Source organism: Nostoc sp., from assembly GCF_041747015.1.
In the GTDB taxonomy this organism is placed as follows: domain Bacteria; phylum Cyanobacteriota; class Cyanobacteriia; order Cyanobacteriales; family Nostocaceae; genus Nostoc.
This window is the reverse complement of record NZ_JBGTFY010000319.1, coordinates 1-24,640: the sequence shown is the minus strand read 5'-3', so window position 1 is coordinate 24,640 and position 24,640 is coordinate 1. Positions and strand designations below refer to the sequence as shown.

Sequence of the window (24,640 nt, the reverse complement as noted above, 5' to 3'; positions counted from 1 at the left end):
TATGCCTATTGAGGTTTTGTTAGTAGAAGATAATCCTGGCGATGCCCAACTCACACGCATCGCCCTGGAAGATAGCAAAATTTCGGTTCACTTAAACGTGGTTGAAGATGGTGTAGAAGCAATAGAATTCTTGCGAAAACAAGAAAAATATGCTCAAGCAGCCCATCCAGATATTATACTACTCGATTTGAACCTTCCTAGAAAAGATGGGCGGGAGGTACTGGCAGAAATCAAAGGAGATGAAAATCTTAAACGAATTCCTGTGGTGATTTTGACGACTTCCCAAGCTGAAGAAGACATCCTTGAAGCTTATAACCTTTCTGCAAACTGTTATATAACTAAGCCAGTAGATTTTGATCAATTTGTTAAAATTGTAAAATCAATAGAAAATTTTTGGTTTGCGATCGTAAAACTGCCACCGGAGTAATGGAAATGGCAGCTAATAATATAAAAGTTTTGTTAGTAGAAGACAACCCTGGTGATGTCTTTTTGTTACAAGAGTTATTAAAGGAAGTTACCACAGATGTAGTTGAGTTAATGCCCGTTGAACGCCTTTTGGAAGCTCTCAAAGACTTATCTAGAGAAGATTTTGATGTAATTCTGTTAGACCTTTCGCTACCAGATAGTCAGGGATTAGAAACCTTTATCATCGCTCACAATCAGGCAAAAGCGACTCCGATAATTGTACTGACGGGTATAGACGATGAAACCCTGGCAATTAGGGCAATGCAAGAAGGAGCGCAGGATTATTTAGTCAAAGGGCAAGTCACTGGCGACTTGCTGGTGCGCTCAATGCGTTATGCAATCGAACGTCAACGGGCAGATAACGCACTGCGACAGAGTGAGGAACGATTTCGGGTTGCTCTCAAAAACTCCCCAATCTTTGTTTATAACCAGGATATGGAGTTACGTTACACCTGGGTTTACAATCCCTCTTATGGATTGACGGTTGAGGAAATATTGGGCAAACAAGACTTAGATATCATCCCAATTGAAGATGCTCAACGTCTTACCACTATTAAACTTCAAGTATTGACCACGGGCATAGGAACACGAGAAGAAGTATCAATTACAATCAAAGAAGCAACTCGATATTACGACTTAACTATCGAGCCATTGCGGAATGAAACGCAAGAAATTGTTGGGGTGACTTGTGCGAGTATTGATATTAGCGAGCGACAAGCTGCGCTACGGGAACGCAAGTTAGCAGAAGAAAAAATCCGCGAACAAGCAGCATTACTTGATGTCACCACAGATGCTATTTGCGTAAGAAATTTAAACAATCAAATTATTTTATGGAACAAAGGTGCAGAGACACTTTACGGCTGGCTAGCTACAGAAGCTTGGGGCAGAAATGCAAGTGAGCTTTTGTATGACGAACCTTGCCCGGAAATTGAAGCGGCTCTATTGCAAGTTCTTAGTAAAGGGATGTGGCAGGGCGAATTAACTAAACTTACTAAAACTGATAAGGAAATCCTCGTTGCTAGTCGCTGGAGTTTGGTGTACGACGAACAAGGGAAACCTAAATCAATTCTCACTGTTGATACAGACATTACCGAGAAAAAACAACTAGAAGCCCAATTGTTTCGCGCTCAACGCCTGGAAAGTATTGGCACCTTGGCTAGTGGCATTGCTCACGACCTCAACAATATTCTGACACCGATTTTGGCAGGAGCGCAACTGTTACCGCTCAAATTTCCCGATGTGGATGAGCGGACTCGTCATATACTAGAGATTTTAGAAATTAATGCTAAACGTGGCGCTGATTTAGTTAAACAGGTGTTGTCATTTGCGCGGGGTGTGGAAGGGAAACGCATCACTTTGCAACTCAGACATATAATTGTGGAACTTGCCAAGGTTCTTAAAGAGACATTTCCCAAATCCATAGAAATCAGCACTGATGTACCACAGGATTTGTGGATGGTTTCTGGAGATAGTACCCAACTGCATCAAGTGCTGATGAACCTCTGCGTCAACGCCCACGATGCTATGCCTAATGGTGGTACTTTAATAATCTCTGCCGAAAATCTGTTAATTGACGAAAATTATGCCCGGATGAACTGGGGAGCTAAAGTTGGGCATTATATAGTAGTTACTGTCTCTGATACGGGTATCGGAATTCCTAGAGAAATTTTAGATAGAATTTTCGAGCCATTTTTTACCACAAAAGAAGTGGGTAAGGGTACAGGGCTGGGACTTTCCACTGTGCTAGGTATCATTAAAAGCCACAAAGGTTTTGTGAACGTTGATAGCGAACTGGGAGCTGACACCAGCTTTAAGGTTTACTTACCAGCAGTGGAAGGAATGGAAACACTAAAGCAAGCAGATTTGATACCGTCGACAGGAGAGGGAGAATTGATTCTGGTTGTGGATGATGAACCCGCCATTTTAGAGATTACGAAAACATCGCTAGAAACTCACAACTACAAAGCTATAGTAGCCAGTGATGGCATTGAAGCGATCGCACTCTATGCTAAAAACATGGAAAAAATTAGTGCCGTACTGATGGATGTAATGCTGCCCTCTTTGGATGGTTTAACTGCCATCCGTACTTTGCAAAAAATCAACCCAGAGGTTAGAATTATTGCCACCAGTGGCCTAATGTCTAGCAATAAGCTAGGCACAATTGCTGCCCTTGGTGTCAATACCTTTTTGTCGAAGCCGTATACTGTAAACGAATTATTGCTTTCTTTACAGAAAGTACTAAGTAAGCAGGCAAGATAAATGAGAGTAGCTGATATTGAGAAATCCGTCACAGAATGCTAGAATCATTTATTTTGTAGAAAGTTTTTCAAGCTTTATAACTATGAAAAAGCCTCTTATTTTATTCAATATTCTTTTCATCGCTGTCTTAACATTAGGGATATTTTTTAGATTTTATAATTTAGATAAGAAAGTTTATTGGTTTGATGAAACAATTACATCATTAAGAAGTGCTGGTTATACAGAAACCGAATTAATTCAGCAGACTTATGATGGTAATGAGATTGGCTCTGATAAACTAAAAGATTATTTGAAGACAAATTCAACAAGAGGATTTTTTGATGTGATTAAATCTCTTGCTAGAGAAGATTCACAGCATCCACCTCTATATTTTGTGATTTTGCAACTGTGGATGAAATTATTTGGAAGTTCAACATCTGTAATCAGAAGTTTATCGGCAATATTCAGTTTTTTGACACTTCCCTTAATCTATTGGTTATGCGTAGAACTTTTTGAATCACATTTGACTGCGAAATTAGCAACCCTTCTGATCGCTATTTCTCCGTTTCATATATTATATGCTCAGGAAGCGAGAGAGTATAGTTTATGGATTGCCACCACTCTTTTGTCAAGTGTAACTTTTTTAAGAGCAATTCGGATAAACACAAGATTTACTTGGTGTATCTATGCCATATCTGCCATAGCAAGTTTGTACGCCTTTTTGTTTAGTGGGTTTATCTTAATTAGTCATCTCACATATCTTTTAATTAAACAAAGTTTTAAACTTAATAAAATTATTATTTACTCTTTGCTTTCATATACATCTGCCATCATAGTTTTTATGCCCTGGCTAATAATTGTACTTATTAATTACAAAAAAGTTAATAAAACTACAGATTGGTCTACTCAGCGTTTGCCTATACTTCTATCTGCAAATGGTAATGATAGTTTGGTATACAGATGGATGCTAAATATCAGTCGCCTGTTTATAGATATAGACAATAAATCAGGAAATTTTTTGACATTTATCCTGATTGGACTAACTACTGCTTTAACTATTTACTCTCTCTATTTCTTATATAAAAAGTCTTCTCCAAGAATCTGGATATTTATCCTAACCCTAATTGCCATATTAGCTTTTTCTCTGATGATTCCCGATGTAATTTTCCGGTGGCAGCGCTCGGCAATGTCTCGATATTTATTTCCCTCGTACTTAGGAATTCAAATTGCTGTTGCTTATCTTCTTAGTAAGAAAATTGTCTCCCAACAAATTTGGCAAAAAAGGCTATGGTCGAGTGTAATGGTGATGTTAATCTCAAGTGGAATTATTTCTTGTATTTTGAGTTCTCAATCGGAAGGATGGTGGAGTAAAATACAAAGTTATTCAATTCGCCCTGTAGCCCGTACAATCAATGCAGTTGCTCGTCCATTAGTTATTAGTGATACTTCAGTTGGCAATATTCTTCCCTTAGCTTGGATTCTCGATTCAGACGTAAAACTGAAACTTCTAGTGAAACCTAAAGTCCCTGTAGTACCAGAAAACTTTAATGATATTTTTTTATATAAAGCTTCGGGTTCAATGCAGGAACAACTTAAATCAAATTACAGAATAGAAAAAGTCAAAGATTTGAACAACTTAAAACGTCTAGTAAAAAAGTAGACTGCAATTAGATTTTGAGAAATGCTGGTTTAAGTAATCAGATAGAGCTATTTATATATGAGATTTTAGGTAAAAATTTGTGTAATTAATTTTATCTTACTACTTATTTGCGATCGCCTCGCATCGGAACTAGGCATATATCGAATATTTTGTCAAGTTCTTTAGAGCGATGCCTACGGCGGGTAAAGCCTACGCAACTTGGTGTAACTTGACCATTATCTTGATTGATAACGGCCACTGATTAATTACCCCTAGACATTAAATCGGAACAACATTACATCCCCCTCCTGCACAACATAATCTTTCCCTTCACTGCGAACCAACCCTTTCTCCTTCGCAGCATTCATTGAACCAGTTGTTACCAAGTCGTTATAAGCAACAGTTTCGGCACGAATAAATCCCCGCTCAAAATCACTGTGGATTACACCTGCGGCTTGAGGTGCAGACATTCCAGCATTAATTGTCCAAGCGCGGGTTTCTTTAGGACCACAGGTAAAATATGTCTGTAAGCCTAATAGAGCGTAAGTTGCACGAATCAATGATTTTAAACCGCCTTCTTCCACACCTAAAGACGCAAGAAAATCGGCTTTATCTGACTCTGGTAATTCCACTAATTCCGCTTCAACTTGTGCAGAAACTATTACAACTTGGGCATTTTCTGTCGCTGTAATCTGCCGCACTGTTTCCACAAAAGCATTACCAGTTGCCAACTCATCCTCAGATACATTGGCGGCGTAGATAATCGGTTTATAAGTGAGCAGTTCCAGTCCCTTAATAATTTCTGCTTCTTCCTCATTCAAGCTTACCTGACGCACCGATTTACCTTCATTTAAAGCCGCAGCTAATTTTTCTAATACTGAGACTTCAAATTGTGCATCTTTGCTGGTACGAGCTTGTTTGCGAGTCCGGTCAATTCGCCGCTCAATTTGTGATAAATCTGATAAACCCAGTTCTATATTAATGATTTCAATATCTCGCGCTGGGTCAACAGAACCAGCAACGTGGATAATATCGTCATTTTCAAAACAACGTACCACATGGATGATCGCATCAACTTCCCGGATGTGGGACAGGAATTGATTCCCTAGTCCCTCACCCTGACTTGCACCTTTAACTAAACCGGCAATATCTACAAATTCCACCCGCGCCGGAATAGTTTGCGCCGAACTGGCAATCTTAGCAAGAACATTTAACCGCTCATCCGGTACTGCCACAACGCCGACATTTGGTTCAATCGTGCAGAAAGGGAAGTTAGCTGCTTCGGCCTTGGCATTAGCAACTACAGCATTAAATAAAGTAGATTTTCCGACGTTGGGAAGTCCGACAATTCCGGCTCTTAGCATTTTGGATTTTAGATTTGGGATTTTGGATTACATTACCAAGTTAATTCAAACAGGTTCCGGTATGGTTTGGGGAATTGGCCCTGGAACTGTTTGAGGAATGGGAGCAGGTACTGGTTCTGGTAAGGGTTGGGGTATCCCTGGCCCCGGTACAGGTTCGGGACTAGGTAGCGGGTTCGGGCCAGGAGTAGGAATTTGTGGTTCTGGTATAGAAATCGCAGTGGGATTAATCATGGTAAATCTAAATTAAATTATTCAACCTTCTCAACCTAGATGACAACCTCAGCCGTTGACATCTCCCCAAAAGACTATACCCACGAACACTTCCTTTGACTAAAACAACTTTGCGTCCCTCTGCGCTTCCCTTTGCGCTCCTTTGCGTTAAAATTACCCACGATTCACGCAAAGCTTACCAAACTACTCCTCCTTCACCTTGTCTACCACCTCTGGCACTGGATCGTAACCACCTGGATGAAACGGATGACAGCGCAAAATCCGCCCAGTTGCCATCCACCCACCACGTAACACTCCAAATCGTTCAATAGCTTCAATAGCATACATCGAACAAGTTGGTTGAAAGCGACAACTTGGGAGAAACAACGGCGAGATAAACATTCGGTAGCCCCGAATCAGCCAAATAAATAATAGTTTCATTACAGTTACCCAAATCTTATAAATTAGTAACAGAGGTAAAAATTTTCATTTCGTCGCATCTTTGTTAATTACATTTTCTGACTTCACCTCAATTCCGGTTTTTTGGCTGCAAATTGCCTTGGCTGCAATTTGGGTGTTACTCATCCTCCTAATTGCATCGGTGGTAAACCGCTTCGCCGACAAGCCAGAAATCGTGCGGAAGATAGTTCATATTGGCACTGGTAATGTGATTTTAATCGCTTGGTGGCTCAATATTCCCGCCAGCGTAGGGATTACAGCTTCAATTTTAGCGAGTGCAATCACCTTATTATCCTACCGATTGCCCATTCTTCCTGGTATTAATAGCGTTGGCCGCCAAAGTTTAGGGACATTTTTTTACTCTGTCAGTTTCGGTATTTTAGTTGCGTGGTTTTGGTACTTACAACAACCCCAGTACGCAGCACTAGGAATTTTGATAATGACTTGGGGAGATGGATTAGCAGCCTTGATTGGGCAACGCTTTGGTACACACAAGTATAAAGTTTTTGGGACGCAAAAAAGTTGGGAAGGCTCCCTAACTATGATGCTCGTTAGCTATCTTGTCAGTAGTTTAATTTTAGTTGGAACTCAAGGAAACAGTTGGCAAACTTGGGCGATATCGCTGATAGTGGCAGTTATAGCTACTGCTTTAGAGGCTGTTTCATTTTTGGGTATTGACAATTTGACAGTTCCTTTAGGCAGTGCAGCCCTTGCTTTCTTCTTAAGTCACTTAGTCTTGAATTAGTAACGGACTTCTAAGAGGATGTTTGAAAAGTCCTCTTGTCGGTAGCAAAACGTTCTAGATCCCCCTAAATCCTCCGATAAATTGGGGGACTTTGATTCCGGTTCCCCCATTTTTAAGGGGAGCCAGCGCGGTCTTCTCCCAAAGGGAGAGGCTAGCGCCAAGGGGGTTTCCCCATGAGTGACTGGCGTGGGTTAGGAGGGATCAATAAGTGCTTAAAATCACAGCCAACCACTTTTCAAACAACCTCTAAAATGTAATGCATCTATTTCAAATAGAGTAAGAAATGAGCAATTAAGGTATTCCTTTCGTAGGAGAGTAAATAAAGATGCAAAAGATTTGGGTTCTCCTGATCAAGGTGCATCACTGAACCATCAACTGCTAAATGGTGATGGTCTATCCACCTATCTTTTGAATCTAGCAAAAAACTGAAGAATGGGCTTTCATGTGGAGGAGACTTTGTTAATTCTTCGTAACTTTGATAAAAAGGAGGTATGCCAATTCCCATAGGCATATATGAGCCTTTATAATATTCTTTTACAGGCAATTTCGGAAGATTTTGGATATTGATTCCACTGATAAATAATCTATTTTGTTCACCAGTTTTTGTATCTCTTAGTAGCAACTCTATTTCCTGTAAATTTTGCTTAACCCCGATAGGTTGAATGTTTCTCAAAATAGTTTTTTCAAATTTCCCTATTCTCCAGTATTCATTTCCCCAAGGTTTATTGGGATCGTAGAATCCTGGTGGTCGAAAAGTTGCAAATTTAATTTTATTCTCACTCTTATAAATATCCCTCCAGCTAGTCAAGTTAGTTGCTAGTGTAGTCCTGATTTTCCTACTTTGCTCTCCTGCTACAATAATTTTTTCATCGATTGGGAACTGTGTAAAGGCTTCTTTTTCATCAATTACCTTCCTGAGAGAATTAGTATTTATTACTGTGCCACTTGGATCTTGCCAGTGTTCTAATCTCCACCAATGCTGCCAATAAGAAATATTATTGTTCTTTTCAAATATATTTTTGTAATGTCCTATAGGAAAGGTAAACCAACTTTGATAATAGAGAGATTTATTATTATCTTCTTTAGTGAAAAGCAAAATTTCCCAAAATCCAGCATTTAAGCAATTGTTAGCCAAAGCAACCTCTACAAGATTTTGCTTTTCAAAACCATCTCCTCCGATAACTTCTATATTTTTTGAATTATCGGGAAAGCTAACTTGTTGCCTGTTCCACTCACGGTCTGTAAAGGCGATTAGTTCTAAAGCTTTATCTTTTTTGACCCATTTTGGTTCTTTAGGTACTAATAGCTTTAAATCAACATTTTTTATAACTATCTTTGCTGTTTTGTTATTTGTCGGTTCCAGTACAAAATCAAAATGAGTTTCATCCCTCTTGATAATTGTTAATTTTCGATTGGAATATCTTTGAAAGTTTTTGCCCAATGGAGCAGGATTTGCTGGATACTCGGCATTAGATAGTTCTTGAAGTTTAACCGTCATCTGATTATTAAAATCATATCTGGATTTAAACCAGAAAGTAGAAATCCCAAGCAAAGTAAAGAATCCTATGAGGCTACTGAATAAAATCTTATTAGTAACTTTTGATTTAAGTTGGTCTAAACCAATACCTAGAGTTTTTGGTAATTTATTTCCCATTTGTTCGATTACTTTTAAAGTCGTTACTACAAAATTACGTGAAAATTGAGCCCTTGTCTATTACCGCGATCGCTCTAAAATCCAATCGAGTAAAATCGGATTGACTAACTCCGGCGCTTCATCCTGCGGACAATGCCCTACTCCCTCTAAAGGAATAAACTTTTCTACTTGCGGAAAGTTAGCTAATTCTCTCCCTAACTTTATTGGTTCCCACGGATCAGCCGTTCCCCACAAGATAATCGCCGGACAGGGTAACAGTAGTAAAAGGTCTTCAGGTAGTGGCCCTGTAGAATAAGAAGTAAAGGCCAGAAACACAGCCCCAGCCCCCGGATCGCTTGCTGGTGAAGTGAGAATATCTACCAACTCATCTGTCACCATCTCAGCATTCGCATAAGCTTGCAGCAGAATTTTCCGCACCGTTTTCGGTTTGGCGAGTTGATTGAAAAAGAAATCACCAACTGGTTTAATAGATAGCAAGCGTTGCAGTAAAGGCGCTCCGAAACGACGAGTCCAAGGTAAAGTTACCCGTTTGCGATCGTGCAACAGCCGTAAAGAACAGTTTAGCAAAGCAACTCCCAAGGCAATATCTGGGTTGCTGACTGCTGCTTGCATGGCTACAATACAGCCAATAGAATTTCCGACTAAAAAAGCTGGCTCACCGACAACTTCGCGGCAAAAATCTGCTACTTGCTGTCCCCAGGTTTCTAGTGTATAGGTAATTTTTTCACCAGGTTGAGGTTTTGCGGAAGCGCCAAAACCTATCAAATCGATCGCATAAACACGACAACTTTCCGCTAATACCGGAATATTTTTTTGCCAATGCCACCAAGAAGCGCCAAATCCATGTATCAAGACAACAGCTGGTCCAGTAGTGCCTTGGGTTTGATAGCAAATCGGGAAATCTTGCCAAATCCAGATTTTTGTAGAGTTAAGTGCTGTTTTTGAACTTGAGGTGGTCATAGGAAATTTGATAAACACAAGGTTAAAAGACTTTTAGCAGCAAGGCGCAAGTAAAATTGTTTTGAATTTAAATAAAGTTTATCAAATTTTAAAAGTAAATCCTTTGCTCTAATGATAGCTTAGACATATAGTACAAAGGCTTATAGGCTGAGAACACTAGCATCAAGCTGATAGTTTTGATCTTGTTGATCAAGGTAATTTACTCACAACTTAGATTATGTCAGTATTAGGAATAATATATTTTGTAAGATGAGTAATACTTTAACTATTTTTTAGATGTCAACGAATTAACATCAGTGCTAAATTCAGTAGTTTCACAATTTACGACAGCCAATTTGGTCTATAGGATTGTCGAATATGAGGCATCGGCTCAGGGGTGGTTTGCAACTGGAAACTGACGCTGAATTTAACAATATTTTTCTTGTTCTTAATTCTGCGAGCCAGAAAACATGAATCTAGTAGAAACAATTGATACTCCCGTTGGGAGCTACGCACCAGATTTTGAACTGCCAGGAATTGATGGTCAAGTACACCATCTCAGGCGTTATCTTGAGAAGTTCCGGGCAGTCGGCGTTATTTCCATGTGTAATGACTGCCCTTATGTAGAGTGGTATGTAGGCAGGTTAAAAAACATTCAAGCCGAATGTGCCCCACTGGGCTTCACACAAATTGGCATGAATGGTAGTAATGGCGATCGCGAGACTAAATCAAGCTTTGAAAATATGAAAGCTTTTGCCCTGCGTCACGATTTGAACTTCCCCTACCTGTGGGACTCGACGCAAGACGTGACCGGTAGTTTTGGTGCGACAAAAACACCAACGGCCTTTCTAATCGATACTAATGGTATAGTACGCTACAAAGGTCAAATTGACGATTATCCCCAAGATCCATCAGCAGTGGGAGAGGATTATTTGAGAACTGCGATCGCTTCTCTGTTTGATGGTAAAAAAATAGACATACCACAAACAGAACCAATAGGTACTACATTGATTTGGCGTAACTATACATAGATAGTCCCTGTAACTGTTATCTTAAATTGGAGGCAATTGCAACTTTTTTGATAAAGCGTAACTTCATGGGAACGAATTACCGACGGGTTTTACTCAAACTGAGCGGTGAAGCCTTAATGGGCAACATGGGCTATGGCATTGATCCCGAAGTGGTCAAAGGCATAGCACAAGAATTAGCAGAAGTGATCGCTACTGGCACTCAAATCGCCATCGTTGTTGGCGGCGGCAATATTTTTCGTGGCGTCAAAGCGGCATCGGCGGGGATGGACAGAGCAACCGCTGACTATATTGGGATGATTGCCACGGTAATGAACGCCATGACGCTGCAAGATTCCTTAGAACGTATAGGAGTACAGACGCGGGTGCAAACTGCGATCGCTATGCAAGAATTAGCAGAACCGTATATCCGTCGTCGTGCCATCCGTCATCTTGAAAAAGGACGGGTGGTAATTTTTGGTGCTGGTTCGGGAAATCCCTTTTTTACTACAGACACCACTGCGGCATTAAGAGCCGCAGAAATTGATGCGGAAGTGATTTTTAAAGCTACTAAAGTAGACGGAGTATATGATGCTGATCCTCATATTTATCCTGACGCCAAGCGTTACAATAGCCTCACCTACGCGCACGTTTTAGCCAAAGATTTGCGGGTGATGGATAGTACTGCAATCGCTTTATGTAAAGAAAATAATATCCCAATTCTGGTCTTTGACCTGACGGTGCGAGGTAACATCCACCGAGCAGTCTTGGGAGAATCTATCGGCACCCTTGTGGGAGGTTCTTGTGAAATTAGCTGAAGCTGAGAGTACGATGCAAAAGACCGTTGAGTCAACTCAACGAGCTTTTAACACAATTCGCACTGGTCGCGCCAATGCGAGTTTATTAGATAAGGTATTGGTGGACTATTATGGTACGCCTACATCCTTGAAATCACTGGCAAACATTAGCACGCCGGATGCCACGACGATTTTAATTCAACCCTACGATCGCACCAGTTTAAATATAGTCGAAAAAGCGATTTCTTTGTCTGATGTCGGTTTAACCCCCAGCAACGACGGTTCCGTGATTCGGCTGAATATTCCGCCCCTGACAAGCGAGCGGCGTAAAGAATTCGTCAAAATGGCTGCTAAGTATGCTGAAGAAGGTCGTGTTAGTATTCGTAACATCCGCCGCGATGCCATAGACGCGATTCGCAAACAGGAGAAAAATGCCGAAGTTCCTGAAGATGAAGCACGAGATCAGCAAGACAAACTGCAAAAACTGACAAACAAATACAATGCCAGAATAGACGAATTGCTTGCAGAAAAAGAAAAAGACATCACGACTGTTTAGAGTCTAAAGTCTGAAGTATAGAGGCTGAAGGATGATGAATAAATCCTTCAGCCTTTATAGCGGTTCCCATTCAGATGCGGTACAACGTTAGATCCCAAGGTGTAGGGACACGGCATGCCGTGCCCCTACGGGTATACCTCACGTAAACGAGAACTGCTATATCATTTTTTAAGTATCTAACAAAAATTGATCAAGTAGGGGCAATTTATGTAGATGCATTCGCGGAGCGTCTCGTAGAGAAGCGTCTTCCCGCAGGGTATTCCCCCTACTTAATAGAAAATAAACTAATTCAGGAGCACAAATTCAGCCTTATGTACGACTGCATCATTGTCGGCGCTGGGCCAGCTGGTGGAACAGCTGCATATCATTTAGCTAAACAAGGCCGCTCGGTATTAGTATTAGAAAAAGAATCCCTGCCAAGATATAAACCTTGTGGTGGTGGTGTATCTCCAGCGATCGCTCAATGGTTTGACTTTGATTTTAGCCCAGCGATTTCTGTAAAAGCCGATTCCCTTCGCTTTACCTGGAAATTGGGTGACCCCGTGGAAGCAAAAATCGCCACAAAAGAACCGATTTGGATGGTGCAACGAGATGTTTTTGACCATTTCTTAGTGCAGCAAGCACAGAAGCAAGGGGCTGAACTACGAGATAATACTGAAGTAGCTGGTATTGAGTTTCAAAGTGATTATTGGCAAGTTAATACAGCTAATGGTTCAGTTACAGGTCGCTACTTAATCGCGGCTGATGGTGCTAAAGGTTCAATGGCCAAATGGCTAGGCTTCAAAGACCGTAAACGCAGTTTAGCAGGAGCTTTGGAAGTAGAAGTTCCCGCAACTGTGAAGGACAAATCCACAATTCACATCGAGTTGGGCTGGGTGAAAAATGGCTACATTTGGAATTTCCCAAAAGCTGATGGTTATTCCATTGGTGTTGGTACATTTATGGGCGGCGAACGCCAAGACTTTAAGAATATTTTAGATCAGTACGCACGATCATTTAATCTAGATATCAAAACTAGCAAGCAATACGGTCATCCCCTATGTATTTGGGATGGTAATCAAAAGCTGCACACCCAAAATGCGGTTTTAGCTGGGGAAGCTGCTTGTGTGGTTGCTCCCATGACAGCAGAAGGCATTCGCCCCTCAATGTTTAGCGGGTTGCTGGCAGCAGCAACCATTAATCAGGCACTTTCTGGTGACACTAACGCTTTAGAAAAATATAGCGAAACTATCAATGAAGAGTGGGGTAATGAGATGGCTTGGGCGCAAAAATTAGCTGGAGCATTCTATCGGTTTTCCAACATTGGCTACAAAGTTGCTGTTAAGCACCCCTCTGCTCCTCAAATTATGGGTAAGATTATGTGTGGAGAACTGCGCTATAGCGACATTGCCGATCGCGCCCTCAAGCGTTTAATTCCTGGTTTTGGGCGCTAGAAATTGGGTAGAATCTCAGGCAGGCGGGCGATATGCCTGCCTTATTTTCACTTTATTTATGCCTATTTACTTACCATTTCTTTAAACTAGGGTTTTAGACAAAGAAGTATCAAAGGTCTGCAATATAATTCCCAGAATCTTATCGACGGAATTAACATGGTATTCTACTGGGTCAATGCAAACAGTATTCTGTTCTAAAGTTAAGAATTTCCAAGCGGTTCCACTTGTCACTGCTCCATAGATGACTGGAATCTCATTACCTGCCCTTTGATTGAATATCTGAGCAGCAACCATCGTGGCTGTACATTGCCCCAATCCGGCGATGATATTCTCATTTTTGGCTTCTATAACAGTGACTACTGGAGCGCCGATAAAATACTGTTCACCAGATGCACTGAGGATAAAATCACAAAAGCCTGAGAGTCCTTGAGCAGGATCAACATTGAACTCTGTACCTGAAAATAAGCTGATCCGATAATCTAACTGTCGCCTCACCTCAGACAGAATAGGAGCGATTAAAAACTCAGAACGAGCTTTTTCGGTGTTAATGGCAGTCGCTAAAGTTAGGTTCTCATCCAGCAACCGTTTTAGTAAATCAGATGGCTGCACCCCGCCTACAGTTAGAAACAAATTACGTGTCTCTTCCAGAGTTAAGCCAAACGCATTTCTTACTTTAGCGAGACTAAAATCACTGTATGCCATAGACTTCTACTCCAGTTCTATCTTTAGGATTTACGCAAAATTACTCGCGGTAGGGGCAATTCATGAATTGCCCCTACCTTAATTGTGTACGGCTTCCCTGTCCTCGTAAAACATTGATCGCTCCATTAACGCGAAATTAAAAATACTTAGAGAAAAGCCAGATAATCACCCCAGTTCCCAACACACAAATAATTCCCGCCAAACCAGCTAGGGGTTTTTTGTTCTTACCTGTGAACCAGTCAGGGACTTTACCTGTGTAAGTAATTAGTTCTGCTGTGTCTAGGGTTGCGATCGCCCATATCCATCCCGCGTGCAGTCCCCAAGCTAAACCCAAATTGCCACTTGCGGCAAAGCGTGCCAACACCAGCACCATTCCCATCAGCCATAATCCAGGGAGTTGGGGTGCAGTTTCGCGTTGCTCCCAAACTAGGTGTAGCAAGGCAAAAATCAAGCTAGAAATTGCTGCTGCTACCCAAATGGGGTAATCCTGAGCTAATTCAGTGAACAGGAAACCGCGAAAAACTAACTCTTCTATCCCACCAACTAATAACGCTATCAAGAAAATCGGTAGCAAGATGGGTAGTAGTAACTTGAAATTCGTTTTTTCAAAAGCACACCAACCTAAACCGAATTGCCCACTAAATACAATAGCGAGGCTCACCACTCCCAAACCGAAACCTAGTGCTAAAGAACCAAGAGTTGAAATATTGCCGACAAAGCCGTAATCTGAAAAAGATTTATTGGTTAGCCAACTAACTCCCCAAATAATCAGGGGAGCTAATAGGTAGAGTGATACCAGTAACGGCATTTTTTGCTCTGGCTGCAAAGGTTTAGTGGGTTGCCAATTGAGTGCGATCGCTAATACTGTTGCTACTGGCAACCAGCAAACTATCCAAAAAATAAAAAATCCCATCACTATAACTAGCGCTGGTGCATTTTTCATAAACGCCAATAAGGCATTGACTGAAGGCTCAAAGTAAGTTATCAAAATAAACAAAAAACACGATAGACTTCTTGCATTATAGATTTCTTGCTGATTTATCAAGACTCTACTAGATTTGGTGACTTCTGCAAGGGGTCTAATCGTATTTTTTCTCTAGGACAAAATTTTCTAAATAGAGCTACCAGTTTGCTGTCAAGGTAAGAATAAGTTATCAAGTATTGACATGAAACTTATCCTTACCATTGGCAAATTTACTCTTCCTCTTCCAATTCTTCGTCCAATTCTTCGTCAGAGTCTATATCTGGTAAGGTTAGTTTTTTATCACTTTCCCCGAGTTGAATCAGGTGAATGTGCTTGTATCCCAGCCTAATTTCAAACTCATCTCCAGCCTTTAAGCCCATTGCTTTGGTATATGTGGCACCAATCACAATCTGACCATTTTGATGAACACTAACCCGATATGTCGGTTCACGACCACGACCATCTTTAGGCGCTTCTGGACTTAAAGGAATTCCTCTAGCCGACAGCAAAGCGTCATAAAAATCGGTGAGATTGACACGAACCTGGTTATTCTTAGTAACAGTGTAATAGCCGCACTGTTTAGCTCTTTCTCGGCGTGGTAACGTGGAAAGTTCTTTTACTTTAGCAAGTAGTGTTTTTCCAGTTAATGGCGCGGTTGCAGTTTCAGTCATTATGCTCAAATTTTCCTTACTCTCCAAACTGATAAACGATGTAGTCTCATGCTGGCATTTGACTTTTTAGCATTTGCATAGAGCTACTTAGGACTCTAGTGTGACGGGTCAATTCCTGCTCATAGAAGCCAAAAGTACTTCTATTATGGTTATCCACAACTAATTAGAGGTCATAGTTGCCACAGAAATTAATTTTGCTGATTTTACAGCACTTTTAACCATTATTCGCCATCAGAAAGAAAACTATTTTTTCCTTTGGCGCTACTGTAACGGTGTAACTTTCAGCCACCTTTACAAATTGGGTTGGCTCTACTACAAATAAGTCGTAGACCCAAGAAATTACAGGCTTTTCACTTTCAGTGCTTGCCTTTCTGGCCAATGAGCAGGTAGAGTTTTATCTACTCGTCCTCTCAAGCTGAGGACAGCATAGTATTTCAATAGAGTCCTATAGGGATACGCCCTTTGTCCTGCCAGTAGAGACGCGAATTTTCTTGTCTCTACATTACGAATAAACAAAGCAGTAGTAGCCGCGCTGATACGGCTATTAATTCTGATTTTGTAACTTCGTAATTTTATATTAAATACTAGCATGGACTAATAATAGCAAAATAGTTGTTTAATTTTGAATTAAAGTTGCTAGTAAATTTTTATTTAAATTCCTGGACTTAAAGAAGGAAAAAGCAGGGATGATTTTTTTAACCCTTAATTGTAAGCGTGAGTATTGCCCTGTGGATTTTATAAAAATTTATCCAATTTAGACGAGCAGTTTTGACTAATGAGTAAAATCCCAGATTTTCTTGATTGAGAGGAGGCAAAAGCAAAAAGTATCAAGCATCCAGGTTTCCCGGTGCAAGAACTTTTATTTGAAAGTGGTGAGAATTTTCCCTCGGTTTATTACTTTAAGGTTAAAAGCAGTTAGAGGATTTTGCACGTCTGTCTATGGTAAGAATAAATCTCTTAACATATGCCTAGCACTTGATTGCCACCACTAGATATTGAATATGCGCTTTCACACACTTCTATATAATCAAAAAATTCCGCCTTCGCTACCGCTTGATGGATTTTCAGAGCTAGTTGCTCTGACTCAAGTTGACATCAAGAAATGTTGCTGACCTGATATGCACTTAATTTAAATATTATCGTTAGGTCGGAGATCAACGTAAGTCCCTCTTTAAGCAAACCTTCTTTCCTTTACATTTCCAAACAGGTAAATTCAATGCCAAGCTGCAATTAAATTTTTGGCGTTTTAGCTCAGAATTGGCACAAATATGGTCTACAGTGCTGCTACAACTAAAATTTTAATGGTTATCCTTAAACTAGAATCAGTCGCTCTTTCATCATCAGCCTATTAACACCAGGCTGGAATCAAGGGCTTTTCGCAACTACCTGCCTTGACTGATGATTGCTGAGGCTGGTGAGCAATTTTAAAATTTTGGTTAGTGGTAATGGAAGTTATTTTTAAGGTCATTCGACAACAACCAAATTCCTCTCCTGTTGTGCAAACCTACCTTGTAGAGGCAGAACCAGGTAATACAATTCTGGATTGCCTCAATCATATTAAGTGGGAGCAAGATGGAACTTTGGCATTTCGCAAAAATTGCCGCAATACTATTTGTGGTAGCTGTGCTATGCGAATCAATGGGCGTTCGGCTTTAGCTTGTAAGGAAAATGTTGGCAGTGAACTTGCCAGATTACAAAAAATACCATCATTGGAAAGTAAAGTAAATGCCATTGGCGAAATCACGATCGCACCTCTGGGCAATATGCCAGTGATTAAGGATTTGGTTGTCGATATGAGCAGTTTCTGGAATAATTTAGAGGCAGTTGCTCCTTATGTAAGTACGGCAGCCCGACTTGTACCAGAAAGAGAGTTTTTACAAACACCACAAGAGCGATCGCGCCTCGATCAAACTGGCAACTGTATTATGTGCGGTGCTTGTTACTCGGAATGCAACGCTCGTGAAGTTAATCCAGACTTTGTAGGACCCCATGCCCTTGCCAAAGCTTACCGGATGTTAGCAGACTCCCGCGATGGCGACACCGAAAATCGCTTAGATAGCTACAACGAAGGTACTAAAGGCGTATGGGGTTGCACCCGTTGTTTGTACTGCGATTCAGTTTGTCCAATGGAAGTCGCACCATTAGAACAAATCACCAAAATTAAACAAGAAATTCTTACCCAAAAACAAGCTAGCGACAGTCGCTCAATTCGCCACCGAAAAGTATTGGTAGATTTGGTTAAAGAAGGTGGTTGGATTGATGAACGGCAATTTGGGTTACAAGTTGTCGGTAACTACTTTCGGGATTTAAAAGGATTACTTAGTCTTGCACCCCTCGGTTTGCGGATGATCCTCCGAGGTAAGTTTCCCTTATCATTTGAAGCTTCTGAGGGGACGGAACAAGTGCGATCGCTTATTGAATCTGTGCAAGAAGAATTAGGGAGTGGGGAGTAGGGGATTTTATTTCTCCACATTCAGCAAATATGGGGAATTTTTCAGAAAGTAGGAATAAGGAGTAGATAATTTTATTTCCCCATTCCCCACTCCCCACTCCCCATTCTTCAACGCGGTTCTTGAGGTATATTTAATGGTTGTCCATTCCGGTCATAGACTAAAACATCCCACTGACCATTGTTACTGGACTCAAAGGCAATCCTACTACCATCAGCGCTAATTGTCGGATTGCGGACTTCCGCTTGCAGGTTAGCAGTCAAATTTCGTGATTGGCGTGTTTCCCGGTCGTAGAGAAAAATAGCCGATCGCCCCTGACGGCTAGCAGCAAAGACAACATAACGACTATCTTGTGAAACGCTAGGATGAGTTGCGATCGCATCAAAGGAATTTAACCCTGGCAAATCAACTAAATCACGAGTCACCGTATCAAACATATAAACATCCTGGCTACCGCGTCGGTCAGTAATAAAAACAATGTATCTCGCAGAGATTTGGGGGTTTAATTCCGACGCTAAACTATTGAGACTGCGCCCCCCCGGATCAAAGGGATAACTCAAAAGGCGAGGGTAGCCAAAACATCCAGTCAATAAACTTAAGCATATAGGTATAAAAATAAGATGTCTCATATATATTTCATTGGGCATTGGGCATAGTTATTCTCCTTGTCCCCCTTGTCCTTTCATTTCCCTCATCCTCCCCTACCCCTCTCCCTTACGGAGGTGAACCTACAGTTGCACCATTAGGAATATCTAACTCAATATTTGGCCCCCGGTCTAAGACTTCGATATCCCACTGACCACGGCTGGCGGTTTCAAAGACAACATAACGTCCATCTGGGCTGATATTTGGTTTTCTCACCCAGCCACGATAAGTTGGTGTGACGATTTGCGACTGTTGCGTAGCGCGATCGTAAAGCGCCACCACTGGTCTACCTTGGTCGCTAGTAATATAAGCAATATAACGCCCGGTGTAACTCAAGCTAGGACTTTCAGCAATTGTCTCCGCTCGGTTTATCCCCGGTGTGCGAATAAACAGTTGCCTCTCCAAATCGTACACTAGTAGTTGCTGATTACCATTTCGATTAGATACAAATGCTAAAAAGCGCCCATTTCCACTCAAAGCCGGCTGTTCCTCAGTGTAGCGACTGTTGAGCGAAGTAGTCCCCACGGGAATATTGTTAGAACCACAAGATACAAGTAAACTTGTTAAACTAAAAAACAGGCTCCAATGAATTGGTCTTTGGAGCCAAAATGTCGGCTTAAATTTTTCCACCTCAACTTTTATCCGTCGCCTCTAAACCTACTTCCACGCCAACTGCTTTAAACATCATCATCAAAATCGGTCGAATTATCTGGCTCCTGATTTGGTTTTTCAAGCGGGTTGTATGGTACATAATCAGTTGGGATCGCTTCATCATCTTCGCGCGGTCTTCGAGGAGCCGAATCAGTAGGTGGACGACGCCTTCTTGGTCTAGGAGCAACATCATCTTCACGACTTTCGGGACGCTGAGGACTGTTCTTACTGCGGCGAGAAGGTTTTCTGACTTCCCCACTCGAACTTTCCCAATCATCGACTTCCCTAGACGAAGAACCCCAATTTTCTTCTTCAGAGCTTTCAGAAGGGCGATTCATCGGACGCCCAGAATTCCGCCGACGCGTTCTATCTGTTGGAGCCTGTCTTTCACTACTGCTGCTGTTACGGCGTTCTGTACTACGGGGGGGTTGCTCCTTGTAGTAATCATCACGCGTTGAAATCTCATCCCTGCTACCCCGAATCCGGGGACGTACAGGGCGCTCTTCTTCTTCATAAGGCAATGGATCTAAGTCTGCATCCATTTCAGCCTGATACTTTCTGCGATTATTGTACGAATAGTTTTTGCTTACCTCTCGGTCTTCATCTTCGTCCACAATCGGAGTATTGCGCTTTGCTTGCTGGGTAGCTATACTTCGCAGACGAATACTTTCAACTGCAAAAAACACAGTTGTACCCACTAAAAGCAGTTGACCGAATTGTAGAATCGGGTCTAGCCGCCATCCTTGAAAGACGAGAATGAAGCCGCAGAGCAAGCCGACTGCCGCAAAAAAGATATCTTGATCCCGTGACAATTCTGGGCGCACAGTGCGGAGAAAATACAGTGCTGCCCCAGCCACAGCCAGGAAAATTCCTAAAATACTGGCTGAGTTTGCCCCAAAATTTACCTGAGCTAGAAAACTGGCTGAGTTCAGCCCAAAATTTATCATTGCTGTTTTTCCAATACCAAATCTATGTTAGCGAGTCACAATTAAAATCACTACTCTAATTAGGTGCAATAGATTAAAGCTTCAAAGCCTCTGGTAAAGAAGCTTTGAAGCTGTTCACCGAAAAGTAAATAAACCTATTTCTTTCAGCTACTACTGCCAGTAACGGCAAAAACTGCTGCTTTTGGTGCAATCAATTATTAAGTAGATAGTTGACAGAAAATCGGTTATGAGAGTCAAATTGACTCTCATAAGCATTATAAACGCTGGATTTTATCTTTTTGGCTAATGAAAACTAGACCAACTATAACGGGGATCACAACAATTGCAGTACCCCAAACCAGACTCCAAAGAAAATTTGCTAAAGAAGGCGTCATACTTCTCAACCTTTTTTTACACACTTCATCCTAATTTTAATGGTGTATTACTTTCTTGAGAAGCCTTTGGGCGTGAACTGCCAAATTTGGTAAACGCTCTCACCGAAGTAGTGCTGAAGAGCCAGTGCGTTGCGGAGGTTCCCTCCGTTGTAGCAACTGGTGTTGCTGAGTTCCTGTTTATTGAAATAAAATTATAATGAGAGTGCTTTACAAAGCTTCAAATTTTCTGGCGATAGCGAAGCGCGGCTTGCCGTTCGCCTAAGTTTTTCTTTCTTCACAGATAGGTAGATAGTAGCTTAAACTGATGACTGGTGTTAACCTGACTGCTTGGATTCTTAGCCCCGTATTAGGGCTGATGACATTTTTATTTATATTCCGCATCATTCTCACTTGGTATCCCCAAGTGGATTTGAATCGTTTGCCCTTTAATTTAATCGCTTGGCCTACCGAACCATTTTTAGTGCCGTTGCGAAAGCTGGTGTCACCAATAGGCGGAGTGGACATAACACCGATTATTTTGGTTGGTATCTTCAGCTTGCTGCGAGAAATTCTGCTAGGTCAGCAAGGATTGTTAACTATGCTATCTCGTGTAAATTAGGGATGGGGCATGGGGCATTGGGCATTGGGCATTGAGAAAGAGGAGGTAGGAGTTCTTCAATTTTGAATTTTGAATTTTGAATTTTGAATTGATTTCTCCCCACTCCCCACTCCCTTAACCGTTCATCTCCTGCACAAAATTTGTATAGACATTACCCTGTAAAAACTGTGGATTTTCCATAATTTTTTGATGAAACCCGATAGTGGTGGGTAATCCAGTGATGGCACACTCCCGCAGTGCGCGTTTCATGCGGTTAATAGCAGTAGGTCGGTCTGGCGCCCAAACAATTAACTTGCCGATCAAGGAATCGTAGTAGGGCGGGATTTGGTAATCTGTGTAAACATGGGAATCAATGCGAACACCAGGGCCTCCAGGAGGAAGATAGCCGCTGATCCGTCCAGGAGAAGGGCGAAAATCATGATCAGGGTCTTCAGCGTTGATCCGGCATTCGATCGCATGACCCCGCAAGACTACTTGCTCTTGGGTAAGTTTAAGTCTTTCCCCTTGGGCAATCCGAATTTGTTCGGCAACTAAATCTATGCCAGTAATCATCTCTGTTACAGGATGTTCTACTTGAATCCGGGTATTCATTTCCATAAAATAGAATTTACCGGATCTATCCAAGAGAAACTCGATAGTACCCGCCCCGGTGTAATTAATGAATTGGGCAGCTTTTACAGCAGCTTCTCCCATTTTCTCACGTAGGTCTTGGTCGAGAGCCGGACTGGGAGCTTCTTCTAATAGTTTTTGATTCCGGCGCTGAATAGAACAATCTCGTTCGCCCAAGTGGATGACATTGCCGTAGTTATCCGCCAAAATTTGAAATTCAATATGGCGGGGACGTTCAATAAATTTTTCTATATAAACGCCAGAATTACCAAACGCTGCTCCTGCTTCGCCTTGGGCTGCTAGGAAAAGTTTGGCAAATTCATCTTCAGAACGAACTAGGCGCATACCCCGTCCACCGCCCCCAGCTGTGGCTTTGATCATCACTGGATAGCCGATATCCTTAGCGAATCCTAATCCTTCTTCCTCAGATTCTACCAACCCCTCACTACCTGGTACTGTTGGTACTCCAGCTTTTTGCATCGTTTCTTTGGCAGTGGCTTTATCCCCCATCCGCCTGATAGCTTCTGGAGTTGGGCCGATAAAAGCAATATGATGGTCGGCACAGATTTCCGCAAACCGGGCATTTTCTGCCAAAAAGCCATAACCTGGATGAATGGCAGTCGCATTGCGCGTCAATGCAGCAGCAATAATATTGGGAATATTCAAATAACTTTTACTGCTAGCAGGTTCGCCAATACAAACCGCTTCGTCAGCAAGCTGGACGTGGAGGGCATTACGGTCAACGGTAGAGTGAACCGCAACTGTCGCAATCCCCATTTCTTCACAAGCGCGGAGAATGCGAAGGGCAATTTCTCCCCGATTGGCAATTAATATTTTGTCAAACTTCATTTTTTAGTTTCGATATCATTACCAGTAGTTGGTATTTTCTCTTATCCAACTTGAAACAACACTTTCGCATTATTTCAAATTATCACAGGAGATTTGCCACCCCGATCCTAAGCAAACTTAAGATTACATCCTTGCTGCCTCTATGGGTCTTACTAAACTAACAACATTGGTGCTGTAAGTCTTGGTTAGCTTCCCAAACTGGACTTTGGCGTCACCGATAGCGTAGCGTTAGCGACGCAGGAGCGTCACAGCCCGTCGTAGACATCGCACCCTGCCGAACACATTAGCTCTACCCTTTTTAATATCACTTGTCCAGATGCTAGATTTCTGTCAGTCTGATACCGCCTTGAAGAAATTTATATTTTTCAAAAAAATAACTTAGATATCACCTTACTATAATTATTTTCTTATGGTATAGTCTATATTTAGACAACCCGTGCGGATGTGGCGGAATTGGTATACGCGCACGCTTGAGGTGCGTGTGGCTTTGCCTTGCGAGTTCGAGTCTCGCCATCCGCATAAATTTGTTTATTACTTAAGGATGAAGGGTCAACAGTCAACGGTCAAAAGACCTGAGACTGTTGACCCTTAAATCTGGGTATAGCTCTGGGTTTTTATGCTTTTATAGAGATAGGTGAAGTTTTGTAAAAAGCATTGACTATTACTTTTACGCCAACAAACAACTTAACACTGCCAACAGCTTGGCATCGCCTCGCTCCGATTTGGGAAGGAGGGGAAGAAATAATTCAACAAAGTTTGCCTCACACTCAGCTGGCACCAGCCTGGCAGCTAATGCTTTTGGGTGACGGCTCTCCAACACGTCACTTAGAATTGCTCACAGGTGAACCTGTAGAAGTAGATGTTATTGATATGTCATTGATTGGCATTGATTTGGATGATGCCCCTGACGTAATCCAAGCTGTCCCAGGGCCACGACTACGGCGACAAGTGTGGCTGCGTACCGATTCTGGTCAGCGATTAGCCTATGCTGCTTCTTGGTGGGAAGCCAGTCATGTAGATGAGTATTTGCAAAATCGCTCATTACCAATTTGGGCGAGTTTAGCTCGTCTCCGCACAGAGTTATATCGGGATGTTCGAGGAATTTACTATGGTGACTCATCAGCGCTAGAGTCTGGCTTTGATGTAACTGGGCCTTTTTGGGGACGCCACTACTTGTTTTGGCATCACGGACAACCACTGACTTTAATTTATGAAGTTTTCTCGCCTTATTTAATTAAATATTTGGGGGCTATGCAATTAAATTCTAAAAATCAGTAAAAAACCATAATGTGGTGCGATGTCTCCGACGGGCTACGCCTACGCGTATCGCAAAAGACCTATGACTAATTTACCCACAGAAGCGATTTCTACGGCAACCGGAAGCGAGAACGCCCAAAAGTAGAAACGAGGAATCCCAGATGAAAATCTTCCAAAAAGCAAGAATTTCCTACTGATGTTAGCAAAAAAGACACGAGGAAAAGTTGAATGAATACTGTTGTGCTAAATCTAGAACCAATTGCTCATTTAACCGACGAGCAATTTTATCAATTGTGTATTGCCAATCGTGATTTAAGCTTGGAAATGAATGCAGCCGGAGAATTAATAATTATGCCACCAGTAGGAGGAGAAAGCGGAAATCAAGAAGCAGATTTAATTACAGACTTGAATAATTGG

The 24,640-nt window shown here is 41.7% G+C and carries 26 protein-coding genes and 1 tRNA gene; 13 read left to right on the top strand and 14 right to left on the bottom strand.

Annotated elements, in window-relative coordinates; genetic code table 11:
- Position 1 precedes the first annotated feature (1 nt).
- From ACEW80_RS25445 to ACEW80_RS25435, 3 genes are all read left to right on the top strand, one after another.
- Positions 2-427, top strand: a complete 426-nt coding sequence (locus ACEW80_RS25445; protein WP_373529325.1) for a response regulator — start codon at positions 2-4, stop codon at positions 425-427.
- 5 nt (positions 428-432) lie between these two features.
- Positions 433-2,724: a response regulator gene (locus tag ACEW80_RS25440; protein WP_373529261.1), complete on the top strand. Its 2,292-nt coding sequence runs from the start codon at positions 433-435 to the stop codon at positions 2,722-2,724.
- Between the two features lie 82 nt (positions 2,725-2,806).
- Positions 2,807-4,363 carry a glycosyltransferase family 39 protein gene (locus ACEW80_RS25435; RefSeq protein ID WP_373529260.1) on the top strand — a complete coding sequence of 519 codons (1,557 nt, stop codon included), beginning with the start codon at positions 2,807-2,809 and terminating at the stop codon, positions 4,361-4,363.
- Between the two features lie 103 nt (positions 4,364-4,466).
- Here ACEW80_RS25435 and ACEW80_RS25430 read toward each other — a convergent pair whose 3' ends face one another.
- From ACEW80_RS25430 to yidD, 4 genes are all read right to left on the bottom strand, one after another.
- Positions 4,467-4,601: a hypothetical protein gene (locus tag ACEW80_RS25430; protein WP_373529259.1), complete on the bottom strand. Its 135-nt coding sequence runs from the start codon at positions 4,599-4,601 to the stop codon at positions 4,467-4,469.
- A gap of 13 nt (positions 4,602-4,614) precedes the next feature.
- Entirely contained in the window at positions 4,615-5,706 is a 1,092-nt protein-coding gene (gene ychF / locus ACEW80_RS25425; RefSeq protein WP_373529258.1) for a redox-regulated ATPase YchF, read from the bottom strand.
- Between the two features lie 45 nt (positions 5,707-5,751).
- Positions 5,752-5,937, bottom strand: coding sequence for a hypothetical protein (locus tag ACEW80_RS25420; protein WP_196517717.1), 186 nt, complete (start codon positions 5,935-5,937; stop codon positions 5,752-5,754).
- A 183-nt stretch (positions 5,938-6,120) separates the two neighbouring features.
- Positions 6,121-6,357 carry a membrane protein insertion efficiency factor YidD gene (gene yidD, locus ACEW80_RS25415; RefSeq protein ID WP_373529257.1) on the bottom strand — a complete coding sequence of 79 codons (237 nt, stop codon included), beginning with the start codon at positions 6,355-6,357 and terminating at the stop codon, positions 6,121-6,123.
- Positions 6,358-6,418: 61 nt separating this feature from the next.
- On the opposite strand from yidD, the gene ACEW80_RS25410 reads away from it, so the two are divergent.
- Positions 6,419-7,120, top strand: a complete 702-nt coding sequence (locus ACEW80_RS25410) for a diacylglycerol/polyprenol kinase family protein (protein ID WP_373529256.1) — start codon at positions 6,419-6,421, stop codon at positions 7,118-7,120.
- Positions 7,121-7,382: 262 nt separating this feature from the next.
- Here ACEW80_RS25410 and ACEW80_RS25405 read toward each other — a convergent pair whose 3' ends face one another.
- The gene (locus ACEW80_RS25405; protein WP_373529255.1) at positions 7,383-8,774 is read right to left on the bottom strand and encodes a hypothetical protein; all 1,392 of its coding nucleotides are present in this window, start codon (positions 8,772-8,774) and stop codon (positions 7,383-7,385) included.
- 60 nt (positions 8,775-8,834) lie between these two features.
- Positions 8,835-9,734, bottom strand: a complete 900-nt coding sequence (locus ACEW80_RS25400; protein ID WP_373529254.1) for an alpha/beta fold hydrolase — start codon at positions 9,732-9,734, stop codon at positions 8,835-8,837.
- A gap of 449 nt (positions 9,735-10,183) precedes the next feature.
- Here ACEW80_RS25400 and ACEW80_RS25395 point away from each other — a divergent pair, with 449 nt between their 5' ends.
- The 4 genes from ACEW80_RS25395 to ACEW80_RS25380 all read left to right on the top strand — a co-directional run bounded on the left by ACEW80_RS25395 (position 10,184) and on the right by ACEW80_RS25380 (position 13,506).
- Positions 10,184-10,744: a thioredoxin family protein gene (locus ACEW80_RS25395; RefSeq protein WP_373529253.1), complete on the top strand. Its 561-nt coding sequence runs from the start codon at positions 10,184-10,186 to the stop codon at positions 10,742-10,744.
- Between the two features lie 65 nt (positions 10,745-10,809).
- On the top strand, positions 10,810-11,538 hold the full coding sequence (pyrH, locus tag ACEW80_RS25390) for a UMP kinase (RefSeq protein ID WP_069074277.1): 729 nt from the start codon (positions 10,810-10,812) through the stop codon (positions 11,536-11,538).
- Positions 11,525-12,073 carry a ribosome recycling factor gene (frr, locus tag ACEW80_RS25385; RefSeq protein WP_373529252.1) on the top strand — a complete coding sequence of 183 codons (549 nt, stop codon included), beginning with the start codon at positions 11,525-11,527 and terminating at the stop codon, positions 12,071-12,073. Before pyrH ends, frr begins: the two co-directional genes overlap by 14 nt.
- Before the next feature lie 311 nt (positions 12,074-12,384).
- Entirely contained in the window at positions 12,385-13,506 is a 1,122-nt protein-coding gene (locus tag ACEW80_RS25380) for a geranylgeranyl reductase family protein (protein ID WP_373529251.1), read from the top strand.
- Positions 13,507-13,587: 81 nt separating this feature from the next.
- Here ACEW80_RS25380 and ACEW80_RS25375 read toward each other — a convergent pair whose 3' ends face one another.
- From ACEW80_RS25375 to ACEW80_RS25365, 3 genes are all read right to left on the bottom strand, one after another.
- Positions 13,588-14,208 (bottom strand): hypothetical protein, encoded by a 621-nt coding sequence (locus ACEW80_RS25375; RefSeq protein ID WP_373529250.1) that lies wholly within the window; start codon positions 14,206-14,208, stop codon positions 13,588-13,590.
- 136 nt (positions 14,209-14,344) lie between these two features.
- Positions 14,345-15,151 carry a lysostaphin resistance A-like protein gene (locus ACEW80_RS25370; RefSeq protein ID WP_373529249.1) on the bottom strand — a complete coding sequence of 269 codons (807 nt, stop codon included), beginning with the start codon at positions 15,149-15,151 and terminating at the stop codon, positions 14,345-14,347.
- Between the two features lie 251 nt (positions 15,152-15,402).
- The gene (locus ACEW80_RS25365) at positions 15,403-15,843 is read right to left on the bottom strand and encodes an AbrB family transcriptional regulator (RefSeq protein ID WP_373529324.1); all 441 of its coding nucleotides are present in this window, start codon (positions 15,841-15,843) and stop codon (positions 15,403-15,405) included.
- 1,445 nt (positions 15,844-17,288) lie between these two features.
- On the opposite strand from ACEW80_RS25365, the gene ACEW80_RS25360 reads away from it, so the two are divergent.
- Entirely contained in the window at positions 17,289-18,296 is a 1,008-nt protein-coding gene (locus tag ACEW80_RS25360) for a succinate dehydrogenase/fumarate reductase iron-sulfur subunit (RefSeq protein WP_373529248.1), read from the top strand.
- Between the two features lie 107 nt (positions 18,297-18,403).
- Here ACEW80_RS25360 and ACEW80_RS25355 read toward each other — a convergent pair whose 3' ends face one another.
- The 4 genes from ACEW80_RS25355 to psbX form a co-directional block, all read right to left on the bottom strand.
- Positions 18,404-18,922 carry a TolB family protein gene (locus ACEW80_RS25355; protein ID WP_373529247.1) on the bottom strand — a complete coding sequence of 173 codons (519 nt, stop codon included), beginning with the start codon at positions 18,920-18,922 and terminating at the stop codon, positions 18,404-18,406.
- A gap of 85 nt (positions 18,923-19,007) precedes the next feature.
- On the bottom strand, positions 19,008-19,568 hold the full coding sequence (locus ACEW80_RS25350) for a TolB family protein (RefSeq protein WP_373529246.1): 561 nt from the start codon (positions 19,566-19,568) through the stop codon (positions 19,008-19,010).
- Positions 19,569-19,615: 47 nt separating this feature from the next.
- Positions 19,616-20,536, bottom strand: coding sequence for a Ycf66 family protein (locus ACEW80_RS25345; protein WP_373529245.1), 921 nt, complete (start codon positions 20,534-20,536; stop codon positions 19,616-19,618).
- Between the two features lie 254 nt (positions 20,537-20,790).
- The gene (gene psbX, locus ACEW80_RS25340) at positions 20,791-20,910 is read right to left on the bottom strand and encodes a photosystem II reaction center protein PsbX (RefSeq protein ID WP_373529244.1); all 120 of its coding nucleotides are present in this window, start codon (positions 20,908-20,910) and stop codon (positions 20,791-20,793) included.
- A gap of 304 nt (positions 20,911-21,214) precedes the next feature.
- Between psbX and ACEW80_RS25335 the strand changes: the two genes are divergently transcribed.
- Complete coding sequence (locus ACEW80_RS25335) at positions 21,215-21,508, top strand: YggT family protein (protein WP_373529243.1); 294 nt, start codon at positions 21,215-21,217, stop codon at positions 21,506-21,508.
- 114 nt (positions 21,509-21,622) lie between these two features.
- Here the strand turns inward: ACEW80_RS25335 and accC are convergent, their stop codons facing one another.
- Positions 21,623-22,966 carry an acetyl-CoA carboxylase biotin carboxylase subunit gene (gene accC, locus ACEW80_RS25330; protein WP_373529242.1) on the bottom strand — a complete coding sequence of 448 codons (1,344 nt, stop codon included), beginning with the start codon at positions 22,964-22,966 and terminating at the stop codon, positions 21,623-21,625.
- 438 nt (positions 22,967-23,404) lie between these two features.
- On the opposite strand from accC, the gene ACEW80_RS25325 reads away from it, so the two are divergent.
- The 3 genes from ACEW80_RS25325 to ACEW80_RS25315 all read left to right on the top strand — a co-directional run.
- Positions 23,405-23,485: transfer RNA gene (locus ACEW80_RS25325), tRNA-Leu, on the top strand.
- 135 nt (positions 23,486-23,620) lie between these two features.
- Positions 23,621-24,244 carry a chorismate lyase gene (locus ACEW80_RS25320; RefSeq protein WP_373529241.1) on the top strand — a complete coding sequence of 208 codons (624 nt, stop codon included), beginning with the start codon at positions 23,621-23,623 and terminating at the stop codon, positions 24,242-24,244.
- A gap of 207 nt (positions 24,245-24,451) precedes the next feature.
- The coding region (locus tag ACEW80_RS25315) for a Uma2 family endonuclease (RefSeq protein WP_373529240.1) at positions 24,452-24,640 on the top strand (189 nt) is incomplete at its 3' end.

Bases quoted from the DNA above. Each gene is read 5' to 3' on its own strand.
- ACEW80_RS25445 (WP_373529325.1), top strand. From the start codon at position 2: ATGCCTATTGAGGTTTTGTTAGTAGAAGATAATCCTGGCGATGCCCAA.
- ACEW80_RS25400 (WP_373529254.1), bottom strand. From the start codon at position 9,734: ATGACCACCTCAAGTTCAAAAACAGCACTTAACTCTACAAAAATCTGG.
- ACEW80_RS25375 (WP_373529250.1), bottom strand. From the start codon at position 14,208: ATGGCATACAGTGATTTTAGTCTCGCTAAAGTAAGAAATGCGTTTGGC.
- ACEW80_RS25380 (WP_373529251.1), top strand. From the start codon at position 12,385: ATGTACGACTGCATCATTGTCGGCGCTGGGCCAGCTGGTGGAACAGCT.
- ACEW80_RS25405 (WP_373529255.1), bottom strand. From the start codon at position 8,774: ATGGGAAATAAATTACCAAAAACTCTAGGTATTGGTTTAGACCAACTT.
- ACEW80_RS25370 (WP_373529249.1), bottom strand. From the start codon at position 15,151: ATGAAAAATGCACCAGCGCTAGTTATAGTGATGGGATTTTTTATTTTT.
- ACEW80_RS25440 (WP_373529261.1), top strand. From the start codon at position 433: ATGGCAGCTAATAATATAAAAGTTTTGTTAGTAGAAGACAACCCTGGT.
- ACEW80_RS25395 (WP_373529253.1), top strand. From the start codon at position 10,184: ATGAATCTAGTAGAAACAATTGATACTCCCGTTGGGAGCTACGCACCA.
- psbX (WP_373529244.1), bottom strand. From the start codon at position 20,910: ATGACGCCTTCTTTAGCAAATTTTCTTTGGAGTCTGGTTTGGGGTACT.
- ACEW80_RS25365 (WP_373529324.1), bottom strand. From the start codon at position 15,843: ATGACTGAAACTGCAACCGCGCCATTAACTGGAAAAACACTACTTGCT.
- ACEW80_RS25335 (WP_373529243.1), top strand. From the start codon at position 21,215: ATGACTGGTGTTAACCTGACTGCTTGGATTCTTAGCCCCGTATTAGGG.
- ACEW80_RS25420 (WP_196517717.1), bottom strand. From the start codon at position 5,937: ATGATTAATCCCACTGCGATTTCTATACCAGAACCACAAATTCCTACT.
- ACEW80_RS25435 (WP_373529260.1), top strand. From the start codon at position 2,807: ATGAAAAAGCCTCTTATTTTATTCAATATTCTTTTCATCGCTGTCTTA.
- ACEW80_RS25360 (WP_373529248.1), top strand. From the start codon at position 17,289: ATGGAAGTTATTTTTAAGGTCATTCGACAACAACCAAATTCCTCTCCT.
- yidD (WP_373529257.1), bottom strand. From the start codon at position 6,357: ATGAAACTATTATTTATTTGGCTGATTCGGGGCTACCGAATGTTTATC.
- pyrH (WP_069074277.1), top strand. From the start codon at position 10,810: ATGGGAACGAATTACCGACGGGTTTTACTCAAACTGAGCGGTGAAGCC.
- accC (WP_373529242.1), bottom strand. From the start codon at position 22,966: ATGAAGTTTGACAAAATATTAATTGCCAATCGGGGAGAAATTGCCCTT.
- ychF (WP_373529258.1), bottom strand. From the start codon at position 5,706: ATGCTAAGAGCCGGAATTGTCGGACTTCCCAACGTCGGAAAATCTACT.
- ACEW80_RS25355 (WP_373529247.1), bottom strand. From the start codon at position 18,922: ATGAGACATCTTATTTTTATACCTATATGCTTAAGTTTATTGACTGGA.
- ACEW80_RS25345 (WP_373529245.1), bottom strand. From the start codon at position 20,536: ATGATAAATTTTGGGCTGAACTCAGCCAGTTTTCTAGCTCAGGTAAAT.